The following is a 14,410-nucleotide window of genomic DNA, read 5'->3' on the forward strand; positions in this document are numbered from 1 at the left end:
GATCCCGGGTGATCACCTCCCGTCCCGGGTGGTCGCGGCACGACGGGGACCACCGTGGACGGGAGGTGATCACCCGCAGCCGGGCTCGCGCGGCGCTCGTACCGTGTCGGCCATGGCCGCACGCGGGTACGGGCGGGCCCGCCGCTGGTCGGTCGTGGTCGCGCTGGTCGCCGTCCTCGCGTCGCTGCCCGCGCTCGTGGGCGCGCTGCCGGCCGACGACGCCGACGTGGGCGCCGCCGAGCTGCGCGCGGCCGTCCTCGCCAGCGGCGGCGTCGGGTTCTCCGGTTACGCGGTCTCGGCCGGCGGGCTGGCGCTCCCGGTGGGCGACCAGCTCCCCGCCGTCGCCGACCTGCTCAGCGACCGCAGCTTGCTGCGGGTCTGGTGGCGGGGCCCCGACGAGCACCGCGTCGACGTCGTGTCCGCGGCGGGGGAGACCGGCGTGCACGTCGACGCGGGCGGCACGTGGACGTGGGAGTACGAGTCGGCCACCGCCACCCGTACGGCACCGGCCGCGCTCACGCTGCCCGCCCCACCCGACCTGGTGCCCGCGAGCCTGGGCCGGCGGCTGCTGTCGGAGGCCGCCGACGACGAGCTGTCGCGCATCGGCGCCCGCCGGGTGGCCGGTCGCGATGCGCTCGGCCTGCGGCTGGTGCCCGCCGCGCCCGCCGCCTCGGTGGCCCGCGTCGACGTCTGGGCCGACGCCGCCACCGGCCTGCCGCTGGCCGTCGAGGTGGTGGCCGTCGAGGAGGTGGGCGGGGACGCGTCCCTGCCCGCCCTGGACACCCGGTTCCTCGACCTCGACCTCACCGTCCCGCCGGCGGGCGTCATCGCCTTCACCCCGCCGGCCGACGCGCGGGTCGGGACCGGCGAGGACCCCGCGGGCCTGCTGCGGGAGGCGGCCGACCGGGAGCTGTCGCCGGTCCGGCTCCCCGTCGAGCTGGCCGGCCTCGGCCGCCGCGACGTGGCCGGGGCGCCGGCCGCGGTCGGCCTCTACGGCAGCGGGGTGACGCTGCTGGCCGTGGCCCCCGTGCCCGGCCGGCTGGCCGCGGGGCTGCGCTCGACGCTGACCGCCGCGCCCGACGCGGTCACCGACGAGCTCGGCACCCGGGTCGCCGCCGGCCCGCTCGGGCTCATGCTGGTCGAGCCCCCGCGCAGTGGCGCGTACGTCCTCACCGGCACGGTCACCCTCGACGCGCTCGCCGACGCCGCGGCCGCGCTGCCCGGGATGACGTCGTGACCTCGGTGATCGTCACGCGGGGGCTGGTCAAGCAGTACGGCCGGGTGCGCGCGGTGGACGGGATCGACCTCGACGTCCGCGCGGGCGACGTCTACGGCTTCCTCGGCGCCAACGGCTCGGGCAAGACGACGACGGTGCGCATGCTGCTCGGCCTGGTGCTGCCCACCCGCGGGGAGGTCGAGCTGCTGGGCGGGCGGATGCCGCGGGCCGGCCGGCGGGTGCTGCCGCGCGTGGGCGCGCTCATCGAGGGACCGGCGCACCACCAGCACCTGTCCGGCGCGGCCAACCTGGCGCTGCTCGACGCCGCCGGGCCGGGCGGGTCGCGCCGCACGCGGAAGCACCGGATCGCCGAGGTGCTCGACCAGGTGGGCCTGGGCGGCGTGGGGCGGCGGAAGGTCGGCGCCTACTCCCTCGGCATGCGCCAGCGCCTCGGGCTGGCGGGGGCGCTGCTGCGGCGGCCGGAGCTGCTGGTCCTCGACGAGCCGACCAACGGCCTGGACCCCCAGGGCATCGCCGAGGTCCGGGAGCTGCTGCTGGACCTGCACCGCGGCGGGACGACGGTGTTCCTGTCCAGCCACCTGCTGGCCGAGGTCGAGCAGCTGTGCAGCCGGGTGGGCGTGCTCGACCGCGGGCGGCTGGTGCTCCAGGACGGCATGGCGCACCTGACCGCGCCCACCGGCGCCACCGTCGTCGACACCCCGGCGCCCGAGCGGGTGCGGTCGGTGCTCGACGGGCGGGTGCTGGGGACCTCCGGCGAGCGGGTGGTGGTGCGCGGGACCGACCCGGCGGAGGTCAACGCGCTGCTGGTCGGCGCGGGCGTGCCGGTGACCGGCCTGGCGCTCCAGCGGCCCACGCTCGAGGAGGTGGTGCTCGCCGCCGCGGGCACCAGCGCCGACCGGGTGGAGCGGGCGTGATCGGGGTCGAGCTGTCGAAGATGTTCCGCCGGCCGCGGACCTGGGCGACGATCGCCGTCCTGAACGCGCTGCCGGTGCTGGTCGCGGTGCTGCTGCAGCTCACCGACCTCGCGCCGCGGCCGGGCGAGGGGCCGCCGTTCCTGTCGGCGGTGCTCACCAACGGTCAGCTCTTCCCCCTGGCGGCGCTGGCCATCGTGCTGCCGCTGTTCCTGCCGATCGCCGTCGCGGTGGTCAGCGGGGACGCCGTCGCGGGGGAGGCCCAGGCCGGGACGCTGCGCTACCTGCTTGCCCGTCCGGCCGGCCGCACCCGGCTGCTGGTGGCCAAGCTGGTCGCGGTGCTCGCCTTCGTGCTCGTCACCGTGGTGGTGGTGGCCGTCGTCGGCTACCTGGTGGGCACGCTGCTGTTCGACGCCCAGCCGGTGACGTCCGGGACGTCGGGGGCGGGGACCTCGATGTCGGGGACGCCGCTCACCCCGGAGGAGCTGGCCCGCCGGACGCTGTTGGCCATCGGCTACGTCGCCGTCTCGATGCTCGGCGTCGCGGCGTTCGGGCTGTTCTTCTCCACGCTCACCGACTCACCGCTGGCCGCCGCGCTCGGCGCGCTGGCGGTGCTGGTGACCTCCTCGCTGCTGTTCACCCTCGACGCCGCCTCGCCGATCGCGCCGTACCTGCCCACGCGGTACTGGCTGGCGTTCGTCGACCTGTTCCGCGACCCGGTCCTGTGGCGCGACGTCGTCCGGGGGCTGGCGCTGCAGGGCGTCTACGTCGGGGTGCTGCTGACCGCCGCGTGGGCGAACTTCGCCACCAAGGACGTCACGAGCTGAACGCCTGCTCGCCGATCACCGACAGCAGGGCGAGCTTCTCGGCGCTCCCGCTGCCCGGCGCCGCGGTGAGCACCAGCAGCACCTGGGCCTGGTTCTCGGTGAACAGCGCCTGGCAGTCGACGTCGATCTCGCCGAGCTCCGGGTGCACCAGCGTCTTGGCGTCGTCGAACCGGCGGGCCACCTCGTGCTGCTCCCACACGGCGGCGAACTCGGCGCTCCCGGCCAGCAGCCGGCGCACGATCTCCGCTGCCCGGGGGTCAGTCCCTCCCGCGCTCAGCGCCGCCCGCAGACCGGCCGCCTGCAGCCGGCTCTGGTGGGCGTGGTCGCGCCCGGGGTACCTGCTGCGGGCGCCGGGGTCGGTGAACCAGCGGTAGAAGGCGCTGCGGGCCAGGCCGGTGTAGCGGGTCGCGTCGCCGAGCAGGGCGGTGGCCAGGCGGTTCTGCAGCAGCGTGTCGCCGAGGTCGGGGAGCACCAGCGCCGGGGTGTCGGCCAGCCGGTCGAAGACCCGCTGCAGCGCCGGCGCCACGTGCTCGGAGCGGCGCACCCGCAGCGGCGCGGAGTGACCGGCGAGCCGGAACAGGTGGTCGCGCTCGTCGAGGGTCAGCCGCAGCGCCCGGGCGATCGCCGTCAGCATCTGCGCCGACGGCTGCGGGCCGCGCTGCTGCTCCAGCCGCGTCCAGTAGTCCGCCGACATCCCGACCAGCGCGGCCACCTCCTCGCGGCGCAGGCCGCTGGTCCGCCGGCGCGGCCCGGCGACCAGGCCGACGTCGGCCGGGCGCAGCGCCTCGCGGCGGCGGCGGAGGAAGTCGGCGAGCAGGGCGCGGTCCACGCCGGTCATCCTCGCCGCCGCGCGCCGGCCCATCCAGGGACCGCCGGTCCCCGGACACGTGCTCTCTGCCGCGCGGGCGCCGGCCGCCGCAGGGTGGGGACACCGACACCACAGGGAGGATCCATGGACACCAGCGGGAAGACCGTGCTCGTCGCCGGCGGCACCTCGGGCATCGGCCTGGGCCTGGCGCTGCGTCTGCAGGCGGCCGGGAGCACCGTCGTCGTCGCGGGGCGGCGTCAGGAGGAGCTCGACCGGATCGCGGGGGAGCACCCCGGCATCGGGACGGCGGTGCTCGACGTCACCGACCCGGCCTCGATCACCGCGTGCGCAGCCGCCGTGACGGCTGCGTACCCGGAGCTCGACGTCCTGGTCGCGATGGCCGGGATCATGCTGCCCGAGGACCTGCGCGACCCGGCGCACCTGAACACCGCCGAGCGGACGGTGGCCACCAACCTGCTCGGCCCGATGCGGCTGGTCTCGGCGTTCCTGCCGCACCTGCTGCAGCGCCCCGACGCCGCCGTCGTCACGGTGTCCTCGGGGCTGGCGTTCGTGCCGCTGCCGGCCACGCCGACCTACAGCGCGACGAAGGCGGCGGTCCACTCGTGGACGCAGAGCCTGCGGGTGCAGCTGGCCGGCACCTCCGTGCAGGTCCTCGAGCTGGTGCCGCCGGCGGTGCGGACCTCGCTGATGGGCCAGGACGCCGCGGGCGCCGGGATGCCGCTGGAGGACTACCTCGACGGCGCTCTGCGCGCCCTGCGCGAGCAGCCCGACGCGACCGAGGTGCGCGTGCCGGAGGTCGAGTTCCTGCGGTGGGCCGAGGTCCGCGGCACCCACGACGAGGTGCTGGCGGCGCTCAGCTCCCGGGCCCGCTGACGCCGGGCGCCACGGGGAGCGCCGCGGGCCGCCGGCCGAGGAAGGCCACCAGGCGGTCCTCTGCCGGCGCGGTCGCGGGCAGGTCGACCGGCGCGGCGAACAGGTGCGGCCGCACCCCGTCGGGCAGCGACGACGTCGCGACGGCGAGCAGGTCGGCGGCCAGGCCGGGCGGCACGGGGCGGGTGGAGCCGCAGGCCCGTGCCACGTCCCAGCCGTGCGCGGCCACCTCCACGGCGCCGGCCCGTGCCGCCGCGCCGGCCCCGTCGTCCCCGGCCGACGTGACGGCGTCGAGCAGGGCCAGCAGGCGGGCCCGGGCGACGGCGGCCGGGTCGGCGTCGCCCGCCCTGGGCGGGTCCGGGAGTGCGAGCTCCCCGCCGCGGGCGAGGGCCGTCAGGCCGTCGGCGGAGTCGGCCAGGTGCAGCAGCAGCGCGCGCAGGTCCCAGCCGGCGCAGGGGGTCGGCCGGTCGAGGTCGGTGACCTCCGCGAGGGCCTCCAGCGCGTAGCCGGCGGCGCGGGCGAACAGCGCGACGTCGCCGGCCGGGCCGGGGCTCATGCCCGCACCGGCATCGCCCACGGCTCCTCGGGCAGCACCTCGCCGGTCTCCAGCAGCGACTTGAGGTTGGCGAGGACGGCCGGCCAGCCCAGCGAGATCTCGCGCAGCGCCTGGCCGTCGGCGAGGTTCTCGTGGGTGACGGTCAGCCGCACGATGCCGCCGTGCTGCTCGACCAGGAAGGTGACGACCGAGGCGCCGCCCGGCGGCTCCTCGCCGCCGGGGTCACCGAAGGTCATCACCAGCCGGTGCGGCGGGTCGGCCTCCAGCACCCGGCCGCCGGCGTCCACCTCGCCCGACCCGTCGGTGCGGCGGTGCTCCCAGCGGCTGCCGGGCTGCCAGTCGGACACGTTGCTGTGCCCCCAGTAGCGGGCGGTGAGGTCGGCGTCGGTGAGGGCCTGCCACACCTGCTGGGCATCGGCGCGGACGTAGGTGACGTAGACGTAGGTGGGGACGGTCTCAGCGTCGGCGTTCTCGGATTCGGTGCTCCCGGATTCGGTGCTCCCGGACACGGTCTTCCCGGACACGGTCTTCTCGGACACGGTCTTCTCGGACATGGCGCGCTCCTCTGCTGCGTCGCGGATGGCGGCCAGCGCCTGCAGGCGGGGCCGGTCGAACGGAGAGATCCAGCGCTCCCCGATCCCGGAGATCGCCGCCGGGTTGAGGAAGTGCAGCCGCTCGCGTCCGCGGCGGACCACGGTGACCAGGCCGGCGCCGACGAGGACGTCGAGGTGCTGGGTGGCCGACTGCCGGGCCATGCCCAGGCGCGCGCACAGCTCGCCGAGGGTCTGCCCGTCCTGCTCGCGCAGCCGGTCGAGGAGCAGCCGGCGCGTGCGGTCGGCCAGGGCCTTGAAGACCGCGTCGACGTCCGGTGCGTCCACGCCTCGGATCATGCAGGTGTTTGCCTGCATGTGTCAACGCACCTGCCGATGAGGTCCCCGCAGGAGCGCTCAGCCGCCGAGACGGGCGCAGTCGGCCGCCCCCAGCGGCACCGGGTCGCCCGCGGCGAGCTGCGCCAGCACGATCGCCTGCACCAGCGGGTCGCGCGGCAGGTCGCCGTGGCCGACCTGCGCCGTCGAGCACACCGACTGCACCTCGAGGTTCAGCGCGCCGTCGAGGCGGGCGGAGTCCGGCGGGGTCACCGTCTCGTCCTGCCTCGTCCACACCGACACCCACGTCGGGCCGGCCGGTGTCTCGTCGCCGTCGTTGAGGCCGGCGAGCAGGTCGCTGGCGGTGGCCAGCTGCCGGCACGCTTCGGGGCACTGGCCCGGAGCGACGCCGGCGGCGAGGTCGGCCAGCGTCGTCCCGTGGTGCGGCGAGCCCAGCGTCAGCACCCGCCGGGCGAGGCCCGCCCCGCCGTCGGCGATCCACAGCCGCGCGACGACGCCCCCGGCCGAGTAGCCGACGACGTCGACGCTGCCGGCTCCCGTCCGCTCCAGCGCGGCGCCGGCGGCGGCGTCCAGCGCGTCGGCCGCGGCCGCGAGGTCGCCGGTGCCGTTGGCGGGCAGCGCGACCAGCGTGACGTCGCGGCCCGCGGCGGTCAGCCGGTCGGCCAGCCCGCGCAGCGAGCCGGTGCCGCCGCCGTAGCCCGGCACGAGCAGCACCGGGCCGGGCTCCTCCTGCGACACCGGCGCGGCCGGGCCCGGGGCGTCGTCGCGGGTGACCAGCACCAGGAGGACCGCGGCGAGGGCGGCGACGACCAGGAGGGCCAGCGCGGCGAGGACCAGGCGGCGGCGGGCGGGGGCGAGGCCGGCGAGCACCTCCCCACTGTCCCCGGTCTGGCCGCGGCGGGGCCGGGCTGGTGGACTGCCCGCGTGCCGAGGACGCCGTGCTGAGCCGCGACGAGTACCTCGCCGAGTGGTCGCGGTGGCACGGCGGCACCGACCCGGCCGCGAGCCGCCTGGTGCACGGCTGGCTGTCGCTGGCCTACGCGCTGGCCCGCACGGTGTCGTGGCTGCCGCCGCTGGCCGCCACCGCGCTGGGCCTGCTGGTGTCGCTGGCCGCCGTCGGCCCGGCGCTGGCCGGCGGTGCCTGGCTCGTCGCGGGCGGGCTGCTGGTCGGGCTGTCGGGGCTGCTGGACTCCCTCGACGGCGCCCTCGCGCTGGCCGGCGGGCGCGCCTCGCGCCGCGGGTACGTGCTCGACTCCGCCGTCGACCGGCTCACCGAGGCCGCGTACGCGCTCACGCTGTGGGTCGCGGGGGCACCGGGCTGGCTGGCCGCCGTCTTCGGGGCGCTGTGCTGGCTGCCGGACTACCTGCGCGCCCGGGCCGGTCAGGCGGGGGTGTCCGAGACCGGGTCGATCTCGGTGTGGGAGCGGCCCACCCGCGTGGCGATGACCGGGTTCACCGTGGGCGGCGCCGGGATCGTGGCGGCCACCGGGCTGGCCGAGGCGGCGGGCGTGTCCGGTGGCCCCGCCGTCGTGGTGACCACCGGGACCGCCGTGGGCGCCGTCCTCGGGCTGGTCGGCACCGCGCAGCTCGGCTTCTCGCTGCGCCGGGCGCTGGGGGACCAGTCGCCTCCCGGCCCGGTCGGCTGAGGTCGGGCACCCCGCCGGGGCGCGGGCCGTCGCCGGCGCCTCTTAGGGTTGCGCTGCTCGCCGTCCTCCCGCAGCTCCCGAGGAGCCACCGTGCCCGTCGTCGTCACCGGCTCCATCGCCACCGACCACCTGATGACCTTCCCGGGTCGGTTCACCGAGCAGTTCGTCGAGGGACAGATGGAGAACGTCTCCCTGTCCTTCCTGGTCGACGACCTCATCCAGCACCGCGGCGGTGCCGGCGCCAACATGGCCTTCGGCCTCGGGCTGCTCGGTCTCTCGCCGGTGCTCGTCGGGTCGGTGGGCAGCGACTTCGCCGACTACGACGCCTGGCTGACCCGCAACGGCGTGGACACCGCCGACGTGCGCTGGTCGGAGCTCAAGCACACCGCGCGGTTCGTGTGCACCACCGACGCGGTGAACAACCAGATCGCCAGCTTCTACTCGGGCGCGATGAGCGAGGCGGGGGAGATCGAGCTGGGGCCGGTGTGCGAGCGGGTCGGTGCGCCCGACCTCGTCGTCGTCGGCCCCAACGACCCCAAGGCGATGGTGCGGCACACGCGCGAGTGCCGGGACCGCGGCTACGCCTTCGCCGCCGACCCCAGCCAGCAGCTGGCCTGGGCCGGCGGCGAGATGATCCGCGAGCTGGTCGACGGCGCGGACCTGCTGTTCACCAACGAGTACGAGGCGGCGCTGCTGATGCAGAAGACCGGCTGGGACGCCGCGGAGATCCTCGGGCGGGTGGGCACCTGGGTCACCACGCGCGCGGCCAGCGGCGTGCTCGTCCGCCAGGCCGGCGCCGACCCGATCGAGGTCATCGCCGTCCCCGAGACCAAGCCGGTCGAGCCCACCGGCGGCGGCGACGCGCTGCGCGCGGGCTTCATCGCCGGCCGCATGTGGGGCCTCGGCCTCGAGCGCGCAACCCAGCTGGGGTCGGCGGTGGCCACGGAGGCCGTCGAGGTGGTGGGCACCCAGGAGTACGAGCTGCGCCGGGAGCCCTTCCTCGAGCGGTTCGCCGCGGCCTTCGGGGACGACGCCGCCGCCGAGGTGGCCGAGCACCTGCCGCGCTGACCCTGCGGTCGGCCCCGGGACGATCACGGAGCCGCAGGGGCGACACGCCGTCGACGGACGGCGTGTCGCGCATCCAGCTCCGTGATCGTCGGAGGAGGGGAGTGCGCCGGCCCGGCCGGCGGTCAGCTGCCGCGGACCTGCTCGCCGATGGAGGGGTCCTCGGCCCACCTCGTGTAGGGGATCCGCGGGATCTCGCGGAGGTCGCCGACGGTGCACCACTCGTTGCCGCCGAGGCGCGCCAGCGGCCGGAGCTCCTCGATCCGCGGGCGGCCGTCACGGACGGCGCGGGAGAAGACGCTCACCCACTCGACCCGGCCGAAGACGACGGTGCTGTCGCCCAGCCGCAGCGTGGAGTGCAGCGTGCACTCGATGCTCACCGGTGACTGCGCCACCCGCATGGCGGCCACCTTCTCGCTCGGCTCCAGCCGGACGCCGGCGGCCTCGGCCTCGCTCTGGTCCGGCGGGAAGTCGGTGCCGGTGGCGTTGGCCTGCTCGAACAGCTCCTCGGGGACGAGGTTGACGGTGAAGTCGCCGGTGGCCTCGACGTTGTTGAGCGAGTCCTTGCGGCCCACCGAGGTGAACTGCACGACCGGCGGCTGCACGCAGGCCACCGTGTAGAAGGAGTGCGGCGCCAGGTTGTGCACGCCCTCGGCCGAGCGGCTGCACACCCACGCGATCGGCCGCGGGACCACCACGGAGTTCATCACCCGGTAGAAGTCCGAGGGGCGCATGTCCCCGGGGTCGAAGGCGGTGCGGGGCGGGCTGCCGGCGGGCGGGCTGGTGTCGGGCGAGGTCACGCCCCATCCTCGCCCCGGTCAGGCCAGGGCGCGCCCGCGCCAGGTGAGCGTGCCCCGCCGGCGCCCGGCCACCGATCCGGCCAGCAGCACGTCGAGGGCCAGCAGCGACATCGGGTGGGCCAGGGCGTCGGGCCACACCCGCCCGCCGGTGGCCGCCGCGCTCACCGCCCGCCCGGCCACGCCGGCCGCCCAGCCGGTCAGCCCTGCCCGCGACCCGCGCAGCGCGGCCAGCGGGGGGACGACGCCGACGGCGGTCAGCACCGCCGCCGCGGCCGCCGACGCCGCCGGCGACCCGCCGACCGACGCCCACAGCGACTTGCCGTAGCCCTCCCGCATCGCCGTCCAGCCGTCGTACATCCGGCACTCCGCCAGCGCCGCACCGCCGGCCGGCACCGCCCGCCCGCCGGACCGCTTCACCGCCCGCGCCAGCGCGACGTCCTCCACCACCTCGTCGCGGACCGCCGCGTGCCCGCGGGCGCGCAGGTAGCCGCGCCGGGTCAGCGCCAGGAACTGGCCGTTGGCGGCGGTGAGCGAGGGCCGCGGGGAGCGCTCGGCCAGCCGCAGCGGCAGCGTGGTCATCCACAGCCACGGCGACAGCGGCTGCACCAGCCGCTCGGCGAGCGTGCCCGCCACCGGCCGCGGCCAGGGCGAGACCAGGTCCAGGCCGTGCGCGTCGAGCAGTGCGACGGCGGAGGCCACCGCACGCGGGGTCACCCGGACGTCGGCGTCGAGGAAGACGAGGTACCCGTCGTCGCGCACGGTCTGCGCGCCCACCCAGCAGGCGTGCGGCTTGCCCAGCCACCCGGCCGGCGGGGGAGGGGCGGTCACCAGCCGCACCCGGGGGTCGCCGACCGCGCGCACGACCGCGGCGGTGCCGTCGGTGGAACCGTCGTCGACCACCACCACCCGCAGGTCGGGCACGCCGGTCGAGGCCAGCAGCGCGGCCAGGCAGCCGCCGACCTGGGCCTCCTCGTCCCGCACCGGCAGCACCGCGGTGACCGGCCGGGCCACCTCCGGCGGGTCGGCCGGCGGGCGGCGCAGCAGGACCGCGTTGACCGCCGCGTGCACCGCACCGGCGACCGCCAGGCCGGACAGGACCCGGACGACCGGGCCGCTCACCGGCGGCGGGCCTGCACCGCGAGCACGGCCAGCACGACCGCCGACAGCGCCGCGCCCCACGCCGCCGAGCCGGGCAGGTCCAGCCAGACGGCGTGCGCGAGCGCCCCGCCGGCCACCATCCAGGCGATCACCAGCAGCGGAGCGGCCTCGGTGCCGGGGGCGTCACCGCGGGCGGTGCGCGCGACGACGAGCTCGAGCAGCGTCATCAGCACCAGCCCGGCCAGCAGCCAGCCGGCGAGGTTGGTCAGTGGCACGGTGTCGATGCCGGGCAGCCCCGGGGCGGGGTGCGCCCACGTCCAGTAGCCGGCCTGCACGAGCTGCGGGTCGAGGACGACGTCCCAGCCCGCGAACACCGCCGCGGCGACGGCGACCCGCGCGGCCCGCCGCCGGGCCGGCCGCACCCGGCGGGTGAGCAGCGCGGCCAGCACCCGGCTCGGCCAGGCCATCATCAGCCAGGCCAGCGGCACGAGGAACGGGACGCCGAGCAGCGTGGGGCCCAGCGCGTCGCTGTAGGTGTACTCGCCGTAGGGGTACCCGGTGCCCAGCCCGACCGCCTCGAACGCCACGGCGGTGACCGCCACCGTCCCGAGCACCGCCGCGCCGGTGCGGGCGCCGTGCGCGGCCGCGGCGGAGGTCACCGACACCGCCGAGCCGAGCAGCACGATGGACCAGGACACCGCGTCGCGGGCGGCGCCGCCGGTCAGCGGATAGGCGACTGCGGCGAGCACCAGCAGCACGGCGAGGGCCAGCGGGAGCCGCGCGGCCGGTGCCGTGGCCCGCCGGACGGCCGCCGGGCCGGAGCCCACGGGAGCGCTCACCGGGTGCGGGCCGCGCGCACCGCCCGGCCGGCGGCCGCTCGCGCGCGGGCCAGCGGACGGCGGTCGGCCAGGACCGTGCGCGCCGCCGTCCGGCCGGAGTTGCCCGAGACCCCGCCGCCAGGGTGGGTGGAGGCGCCGGTGAGGTACAGCCCGGCCAGGCCCGGTACCCGGTAGTCGGCCAGTGCCGGCGTGGGGCGCAGCGAGAACATGCTGGCCAGGCCCATCTCCACGTGCATGACGTTGCCGCGGAGCAGGGACAGCTCGCGTTCCAGCAGCAGCGGCGTCTGGACGTACAGCTCCTGCACCGAGTCGGCGAAGCCGGGGGCGTGGCGGTCGACGGCGGCCACCAGCCGCTGCGCCTCGGCCTGGGCGAGGGCGTCCCAGTCGCCGCCGTCGGCCAGCTCGTAGGGGTACCACTGGCCCCACACGGTGACCACGTGCTGCCCGGGCGGGGCGAGGGTGTCGTCGCTGGCGGAGAACGACATCGCCAGCGGCACCGGCTCGCGCGGCAGCCGGCCGCCCAGCCAGTCGCCGTGCGCGGCGGCCAGCTGCGCGCGGTCGGTGCACAGCAGTTGCAGGCCCTGGCTGGACACCGCCGGGTCGACGCCGGGGTAGGTGGGCAGTGCGTCGGTGAGCGCCCGCAGGACCAGGCCGAAGCCGTTGCCCACCGGCGGCGCCGCGTCGGCCAGCGCCGGCGGGGCGTCCGCGCCGGCGAGGTCGCGGGTGGCCAGTACGTGGCAGGCGGCCACGACGACCGGCGCGTGCAGCCGCCGTCCGGACACCGTCTCGACGCCGGTCACGCGGCCGTCCTCCACCAGCAGCCGCGCGGCGCCGTCCCCGAGGGTGACGGTCCCGCCGTCGGCCTCCAGCCGGGCCCGCAGGGCCTGCGTGAGCCCGCCGGAGCCGCCCACCGGGTGGCCCGGCGGGGTGTCGTGCAGCAGCGCCACCCAGGCGACCATCGCCGCCGTCCCCGGCTCGGACATCGGCGGGCCGGACTGCGCGCCGAACCAGGCGAGCGCCGCCTTGAGTCGCTCGCTGGTGAACCAGCGGTCGAGCAGCGCGTCGCCCGAGCCGAGGAAGTCGACGGCGAGGTCGCCGCCGGGGGTGCGCGGGGCGTCGCCGCTGGGCGCGCCCAGCGGCCAGAACGCCCGGGCCAGGCCGAGCGGGGTTGGCCGGCGGCCGAAGGAGTCGACGACGGCGCGGCTGCGCGGCCCCCACACGCCGACGAACCGGCGGTAGGCCGCGGCGTCGGCGTCCCCGCAGGCGGCGGCGATCGAGGCGCAGGTGGCGTCGAGGTCGACGGAGAAGACCAGCGGGCGGCCGTCGGGTCCGGGGTCGCCGGGGACGGGCGCGGGCGCGAAGCCCCACGGGTCGCAGTCGAGGTAGCGCAGCCCGGCTGCGGCCAGGTCGAGCTCCTCGACGACGCCGCTGTGCCGGACGATGACGTGCGCGCTCGAGCCGCGGTCGACCCGCACGCCGGGCCAGCGCTCAACGGTGGACACCGCCCCGCCGAGGACCTCGTCGCGCTCGACGACCTCCACCGACAGCCCCGCCCGGGCCAGGTAGCAGGCGGCGACCAGCCCGTTGTGGCCCGCGCCGACGACGATGGCGTCGACGGCGAGGTCCGGCGCCGGGGCGCTCAGGACGGACCCGCGCCCGGGCGCAGCGGCAGGCGGGCGCCGAGGATGGCGAAGGGGCGGGCGTCACCCGGGAAGTGGTGGCCGCGGGCGAGGTCGATGAAGCCGTCGGCGTGATAGAGCCGGAAGGCCTTGGTGTCGGCGTCGGGCGTGGACAGCAGCGCCACCGGCGCCGGGACCCCCTCGACCAGCGCGTGCAGCAGCTGGCGGCCCAGCCCGCGGCTCTGCGCGTCGGGGTGCACGTGCAGCTCGCAGACCTCGAAGGCGCCGGGCAGCCAGCGCTTGGCGGTGCGCCGGTCCAGGGCCGCGCGCACCTGGTCGTGCCACCACTGCCCCGGGGCGATGAGGTAGCCGTAGCCGAAGCCGACCAGCCGCTCGCCGTCGGGTGTGGCCTCGAAGCCACCGACGGCGCGGAAGCCGGGGCGCTCGGTGTGCTGGACGGCGTAGCCGTAGCGGCCGGCCACCACCGACGCGTCGTAGCCCATCGCCTCGCCGTAGATGGTCAGCGCCTCGTGCATGTGCTCGCGCAGCCAGCCGGCGGGCAGTTCGGTCACCCGCGTCGCGGGTGTCGTGCCGGTCACGGGGGTCTCCTCGCTCACGGGCCCACCGTGGCTGGGTGGGTCACGGTGGCCAGGCTGTCAGGTGGGGGGCCGTCGGTCGTCGGGCCGTCGGTCGGAGGGCCGTCGCCGACCTCGGCGGGGGTGCCGCCGGTCAGCTGCAGCAGCTCGTCGAAGGTCGTGGGGAAGACGGCCGACGGGTGGCCGGCGGCAGCCCAGACCCGCTCGTACCTGGCGAGCTCGACGTCGACGAGCGTCCCGATCGGCGCGGGGTGGCCGACCGGGGCGACCCCGCCGATCGGCTGGCCGGTGTGCTCGCGGACGAAGTCGGCCGAGGCGCGCCGCACGCGGGGGACGCCGAGGAGGGTGGCCACCCGGCCGACGTCGACCCGGTGCGCGCCGCTGGTGAGCACGAGCAGGGGCTGCCCGCCGACGTCGAAGACCAGGCTGTTGGCGATGGCCCCGACCGGGACGCCGAGCCCTGCCGCGGCCGCGGCGGCGGTGTGCGCACCCTCGGCGAGCTCGTGGACCCGTCCGGGGATCCCGGCCTCGGCGAGCAGGCCGGCGATCGCGGCCACCCGGGGGTGGGTGGGTCGGCTCATGCGTCGATCCTGCCACCGCTGTCAGACCCCCGCCGTACCGTCCGGCGCG

16 protein-coding genes are annotated in these 14,410 nt (G+C 77.3%); 6 read left to right on the plus strand and 10 right to left on the minus strand.

All coding sequences use genetic code 11. The features are described from left to right. Window positions 1-112: 112 nt before the first annotated feature. From BM414_RS14645 to BM414_RS14655, 3 genes are read left to right on the plus strand one after another with little or no spacing between them, the layout of a single operon-like run. The gene (locus BM414_RS14645; protein WP_245784735.1) at window positions 113-1,237 is read left to right on the plus strand and encodes a transcriptional regulator; all 1,125 of its coding nucleotides are present in this window, start codon (window positions 113-115) and stop codon (window positions 1,235-1,237) included. Beyond that, entirely contained in the window at window positions 1,234-2,151 is a 918-nt protein-coding gene (locus tag BM414_RS14650) for an ABC transporter ATP-binding protein (RefSeq protein ID WP_093580275.1), read from the plus strand. The genes BM414_RS14645 and BM414_RS14650 overlap by 4 nt, the downstream gene beginning before the upstream one ends. After that, a complete protein-coding gene (locus tag BM414_RS14655; protein WP_093580277.1) occupies window positions 2,148-2,975 on the plus strand; it encodes an ABC transporter permease in 828 nt (275 codons plus the stop codon). The genes BM414_RS14650 and BM414_RS14655 overlap by 4 nt, the downstream gene beginning before the upstream one ends. On the opposite strand, the gene BM414_RS14660 is transcribed toward BM414_RS14655, so the two are convergent. Beyond that, window positions 2,965-3,813 carry a helix-turn-helix transcriptional regulator gene (locus tag BM414_RS14660; protein ID WP_425432355.1) on the minus strand — a complete coding sequence of 283 codons (849 nt, stop codon included), beginning with the start codon at window positions 3,811-3,813 and terminating at the stop codon, window positions 2,965-2,967. The two genes, BM414_RS14655 and BM414_RS14660, sit on opposite strands and share 11 nt — an antisense overlap. Before the next feature lie 114 nt (window positions 3,814-3,927). Here BM414_RS14660 and BM414_RS14665 point away from each other — a divergent pair, with 114 nt between their 5' ends. Further along, window positions 3,928-4,677: an SDR family oxidoreductase gene (locus BM414_RS14665; RefSeq protein WP_093580281.1), complete on the plus strand. Its 750-nt coding sequence runs from the start codon at window positions 3,928-3,930 to the stop codon at window positions 4,675-4,677. Here BM414_RS14665 and BM414_RS14670 read toward each other — a convergent pair. The 3 genes from BM414_RS14670 to BM414_RS14680 form a co-directional block, all read right to left on the minus strand. Then, window positions 4,658-5,251, minus strand: a complete 594-nt coding sequence (locus tag BM414_RS14670) for a maleylpyruvate isomerase family mycothiol-dependent enzyme (RefSeq protein ID WP_093580283.1) — start codon at window positions 5,249-5,251, stop codon at window positions 4,658-4,660. The genes BM414_RS14665 and BM414_RS14670 overlap by 20 nt on opposite strands. Then, window positions 5,227-6,108 (minus strand): ArsR/SmtB family transcription factor, encoded by an 882-nt coding sequence (locus BM414_RS14675; protein WP_245784736.1) that lies wholly within the window; start codon window positions 6,106-6,108, stop codon window positions 5,227-5,229. Before BM414_RS14675 ends, BM414_RS14670 begins: the two co-directional genes overlap by 25 nt. 69 nt (window positions 6,109-6,177) lie before the next feature. After that, on the minus strand, window positions 6,178-6,987 hold the full coding sequence (locus BM414_RS14680) for a lipase family alpha/beta hydrolase (protein WP_093580286.1): 810 nt from the start codon (window positions 6,985-6,987) through the stop codon (window positions 6,178-6,180). A 68-nt stretch (window positions 6,988-7,055) separates the two neighbouring features. Between BM414_RS14680 and BM414_RS14685 the strand changes: the two genes are divergently transcribed. Beyond that, window positions 7,056-7,763 carry a CDP-alcohol phosphatidyltransferase family protein gene (locus BM414_RS14685; protein WP_093580288.1) on the plus strand — a complete coding sequence of 236 codons (708 nt, stop codon included), beginning with the start codon at window positions 7,056-7,058 and terminating at the stop codon, window positions 7,761-7,763. 90 nt (window positions 7,764-7,853) lie between these two features. Further along, window positions 7,854-8,831 carry a carbohydrate kinase family protein gene (locus BM414_RS14690; protein WP_093580290.1) on the plus strand — a complete coding sequence of 326 codons (978 nt, stop codon included), beginning with the start codon at window positions 7,854-7,856 and terminating at the stop codon, window positions 8,829-8,831. Between the two features lie 122 nt (window positions 8,832-8,953). Here BM414_RS14690 and BM414_RS14695 read toward each other — a convergent pair whose 3' ends face one another. Genes BM414_RS14695 through BM414_RS14720 form a run of 6 tightly spaced genes read right to left on the minus strand, consistent with a single transcriptional unit; the run spans window position 8,954 to window position 14,361 of the window. Continuing rightward, window positions 8,954-9,628, minus strand: a complete 675-nt coding sequence (locus BM414_RS14695) for a flavin reductase family protein (protein WP_245784737.1) — start codon at window positions 9,626-9,628, stop codon at window positions 8,954-8,956. 18 nt (window positions 9,629-9,646) lie between these two features. Beyond that, window positions 9,647-10,747, minus strand: coding sequence for a glycosyltransferase family 2 protein (locus BM414_RS14700; RefSeq protein WP_093580292.1), 1,101 nt, complete (start codon window positions 10,745-10,747; stop codon window positions 9,647-9,649). Next, the gene (locus BM414_RS14705; protein ID WP_245784738.1) at window positions 10,744-11,565 is read right to left on the minus strand and encodes a carotenoid biosynthesis protein; all 822 of its coding nucleotides are present in this window, start codon (window positions 11,563-11,565) and stop codon (window positions 10,744-10,746) included. Before BM414_RS14705 ends, BM414_RS14700 begins: the two co-directional genes overlap by 4 nt. Beyond that, a complete protein-coding gene (locus BM414_RS14710) occupies window positions 11,562-13,208 on the minus strand; it encodes a phytoene desaturase family protein (RefSeq protein ID WP_093580296.1) in 1,647 nt (548 codons plus the stop codon). Before BM414_RS14710 ends, BM414_RS14705 begins: the two co-directional genes overlap by 4 nt. Then, a complete protein-coding gene (locus BM414_RS14715; protein WP_245784739.1) occupies window positions 13,205-13,801 on the minus strand; it encodes a GNAT family N-acetyltransferase in 597 nt (198 codons plus the stop codon). Before BM414_RS14715 ends, BM414_RS14710 begins: the two co-directional genes overlap by 4 nt. Continuing rightward, entirely contained in the window at window positions 13,798-14,361 is a 564-nt protein-coding gene (locus tag BM414_RS14720) for a YbaK/EbsC family protein (protein WP_093580300.1), read from the minus strand. Before BM414_RS14720 ends, BM414_RS14715 begins: the two co-directional genes overlap by 4 nt. Window positions 14,362-14,410: the final 49 nt, after the last annotated feature.

This window comes from Geodermatophilus amargosae (assembly GCF_900116515.1).
Lineage (GTDB): Bacteria > Actinomycetota > Actinomycetes > Mycobacteriales > Geodermatophilaceae > Geodermatophilus > Geodermatophilus amargosae.

Bases quoted from the DNA above. Each gene is read 5' to 3' on its own strand.
- BM414_RS14645 (WP_245784735.1), top strand. From the start codon at position 113: ATGGCCGCACGCGGGTACGGGCGGGCCCGCCGCTGGTCGGTCGTGGTC.
- BM414_RS14660 (WP_425432355.1), bottom strand. From the start codon at position 3,813: ATGACCGGCGTGGACCGCGCCCTGCTCGCCGACTTCCTCCGCCGCCGC.
- BM414_RS14665 (WP_093580281.1), top strand. From the start codon at position 3,928: ATGGACACCAGCGGGAAGACCGTGCTCGTCGCCGGCGGCACCTCGGGC.
- BM414_RS14720 (WP_093580300.1), bottom strand. From the start codon at position 14,361: ATGAGCCGACCCACCCACCCCCGGGTGGCCGCGATCGCCGGCCTGCTC.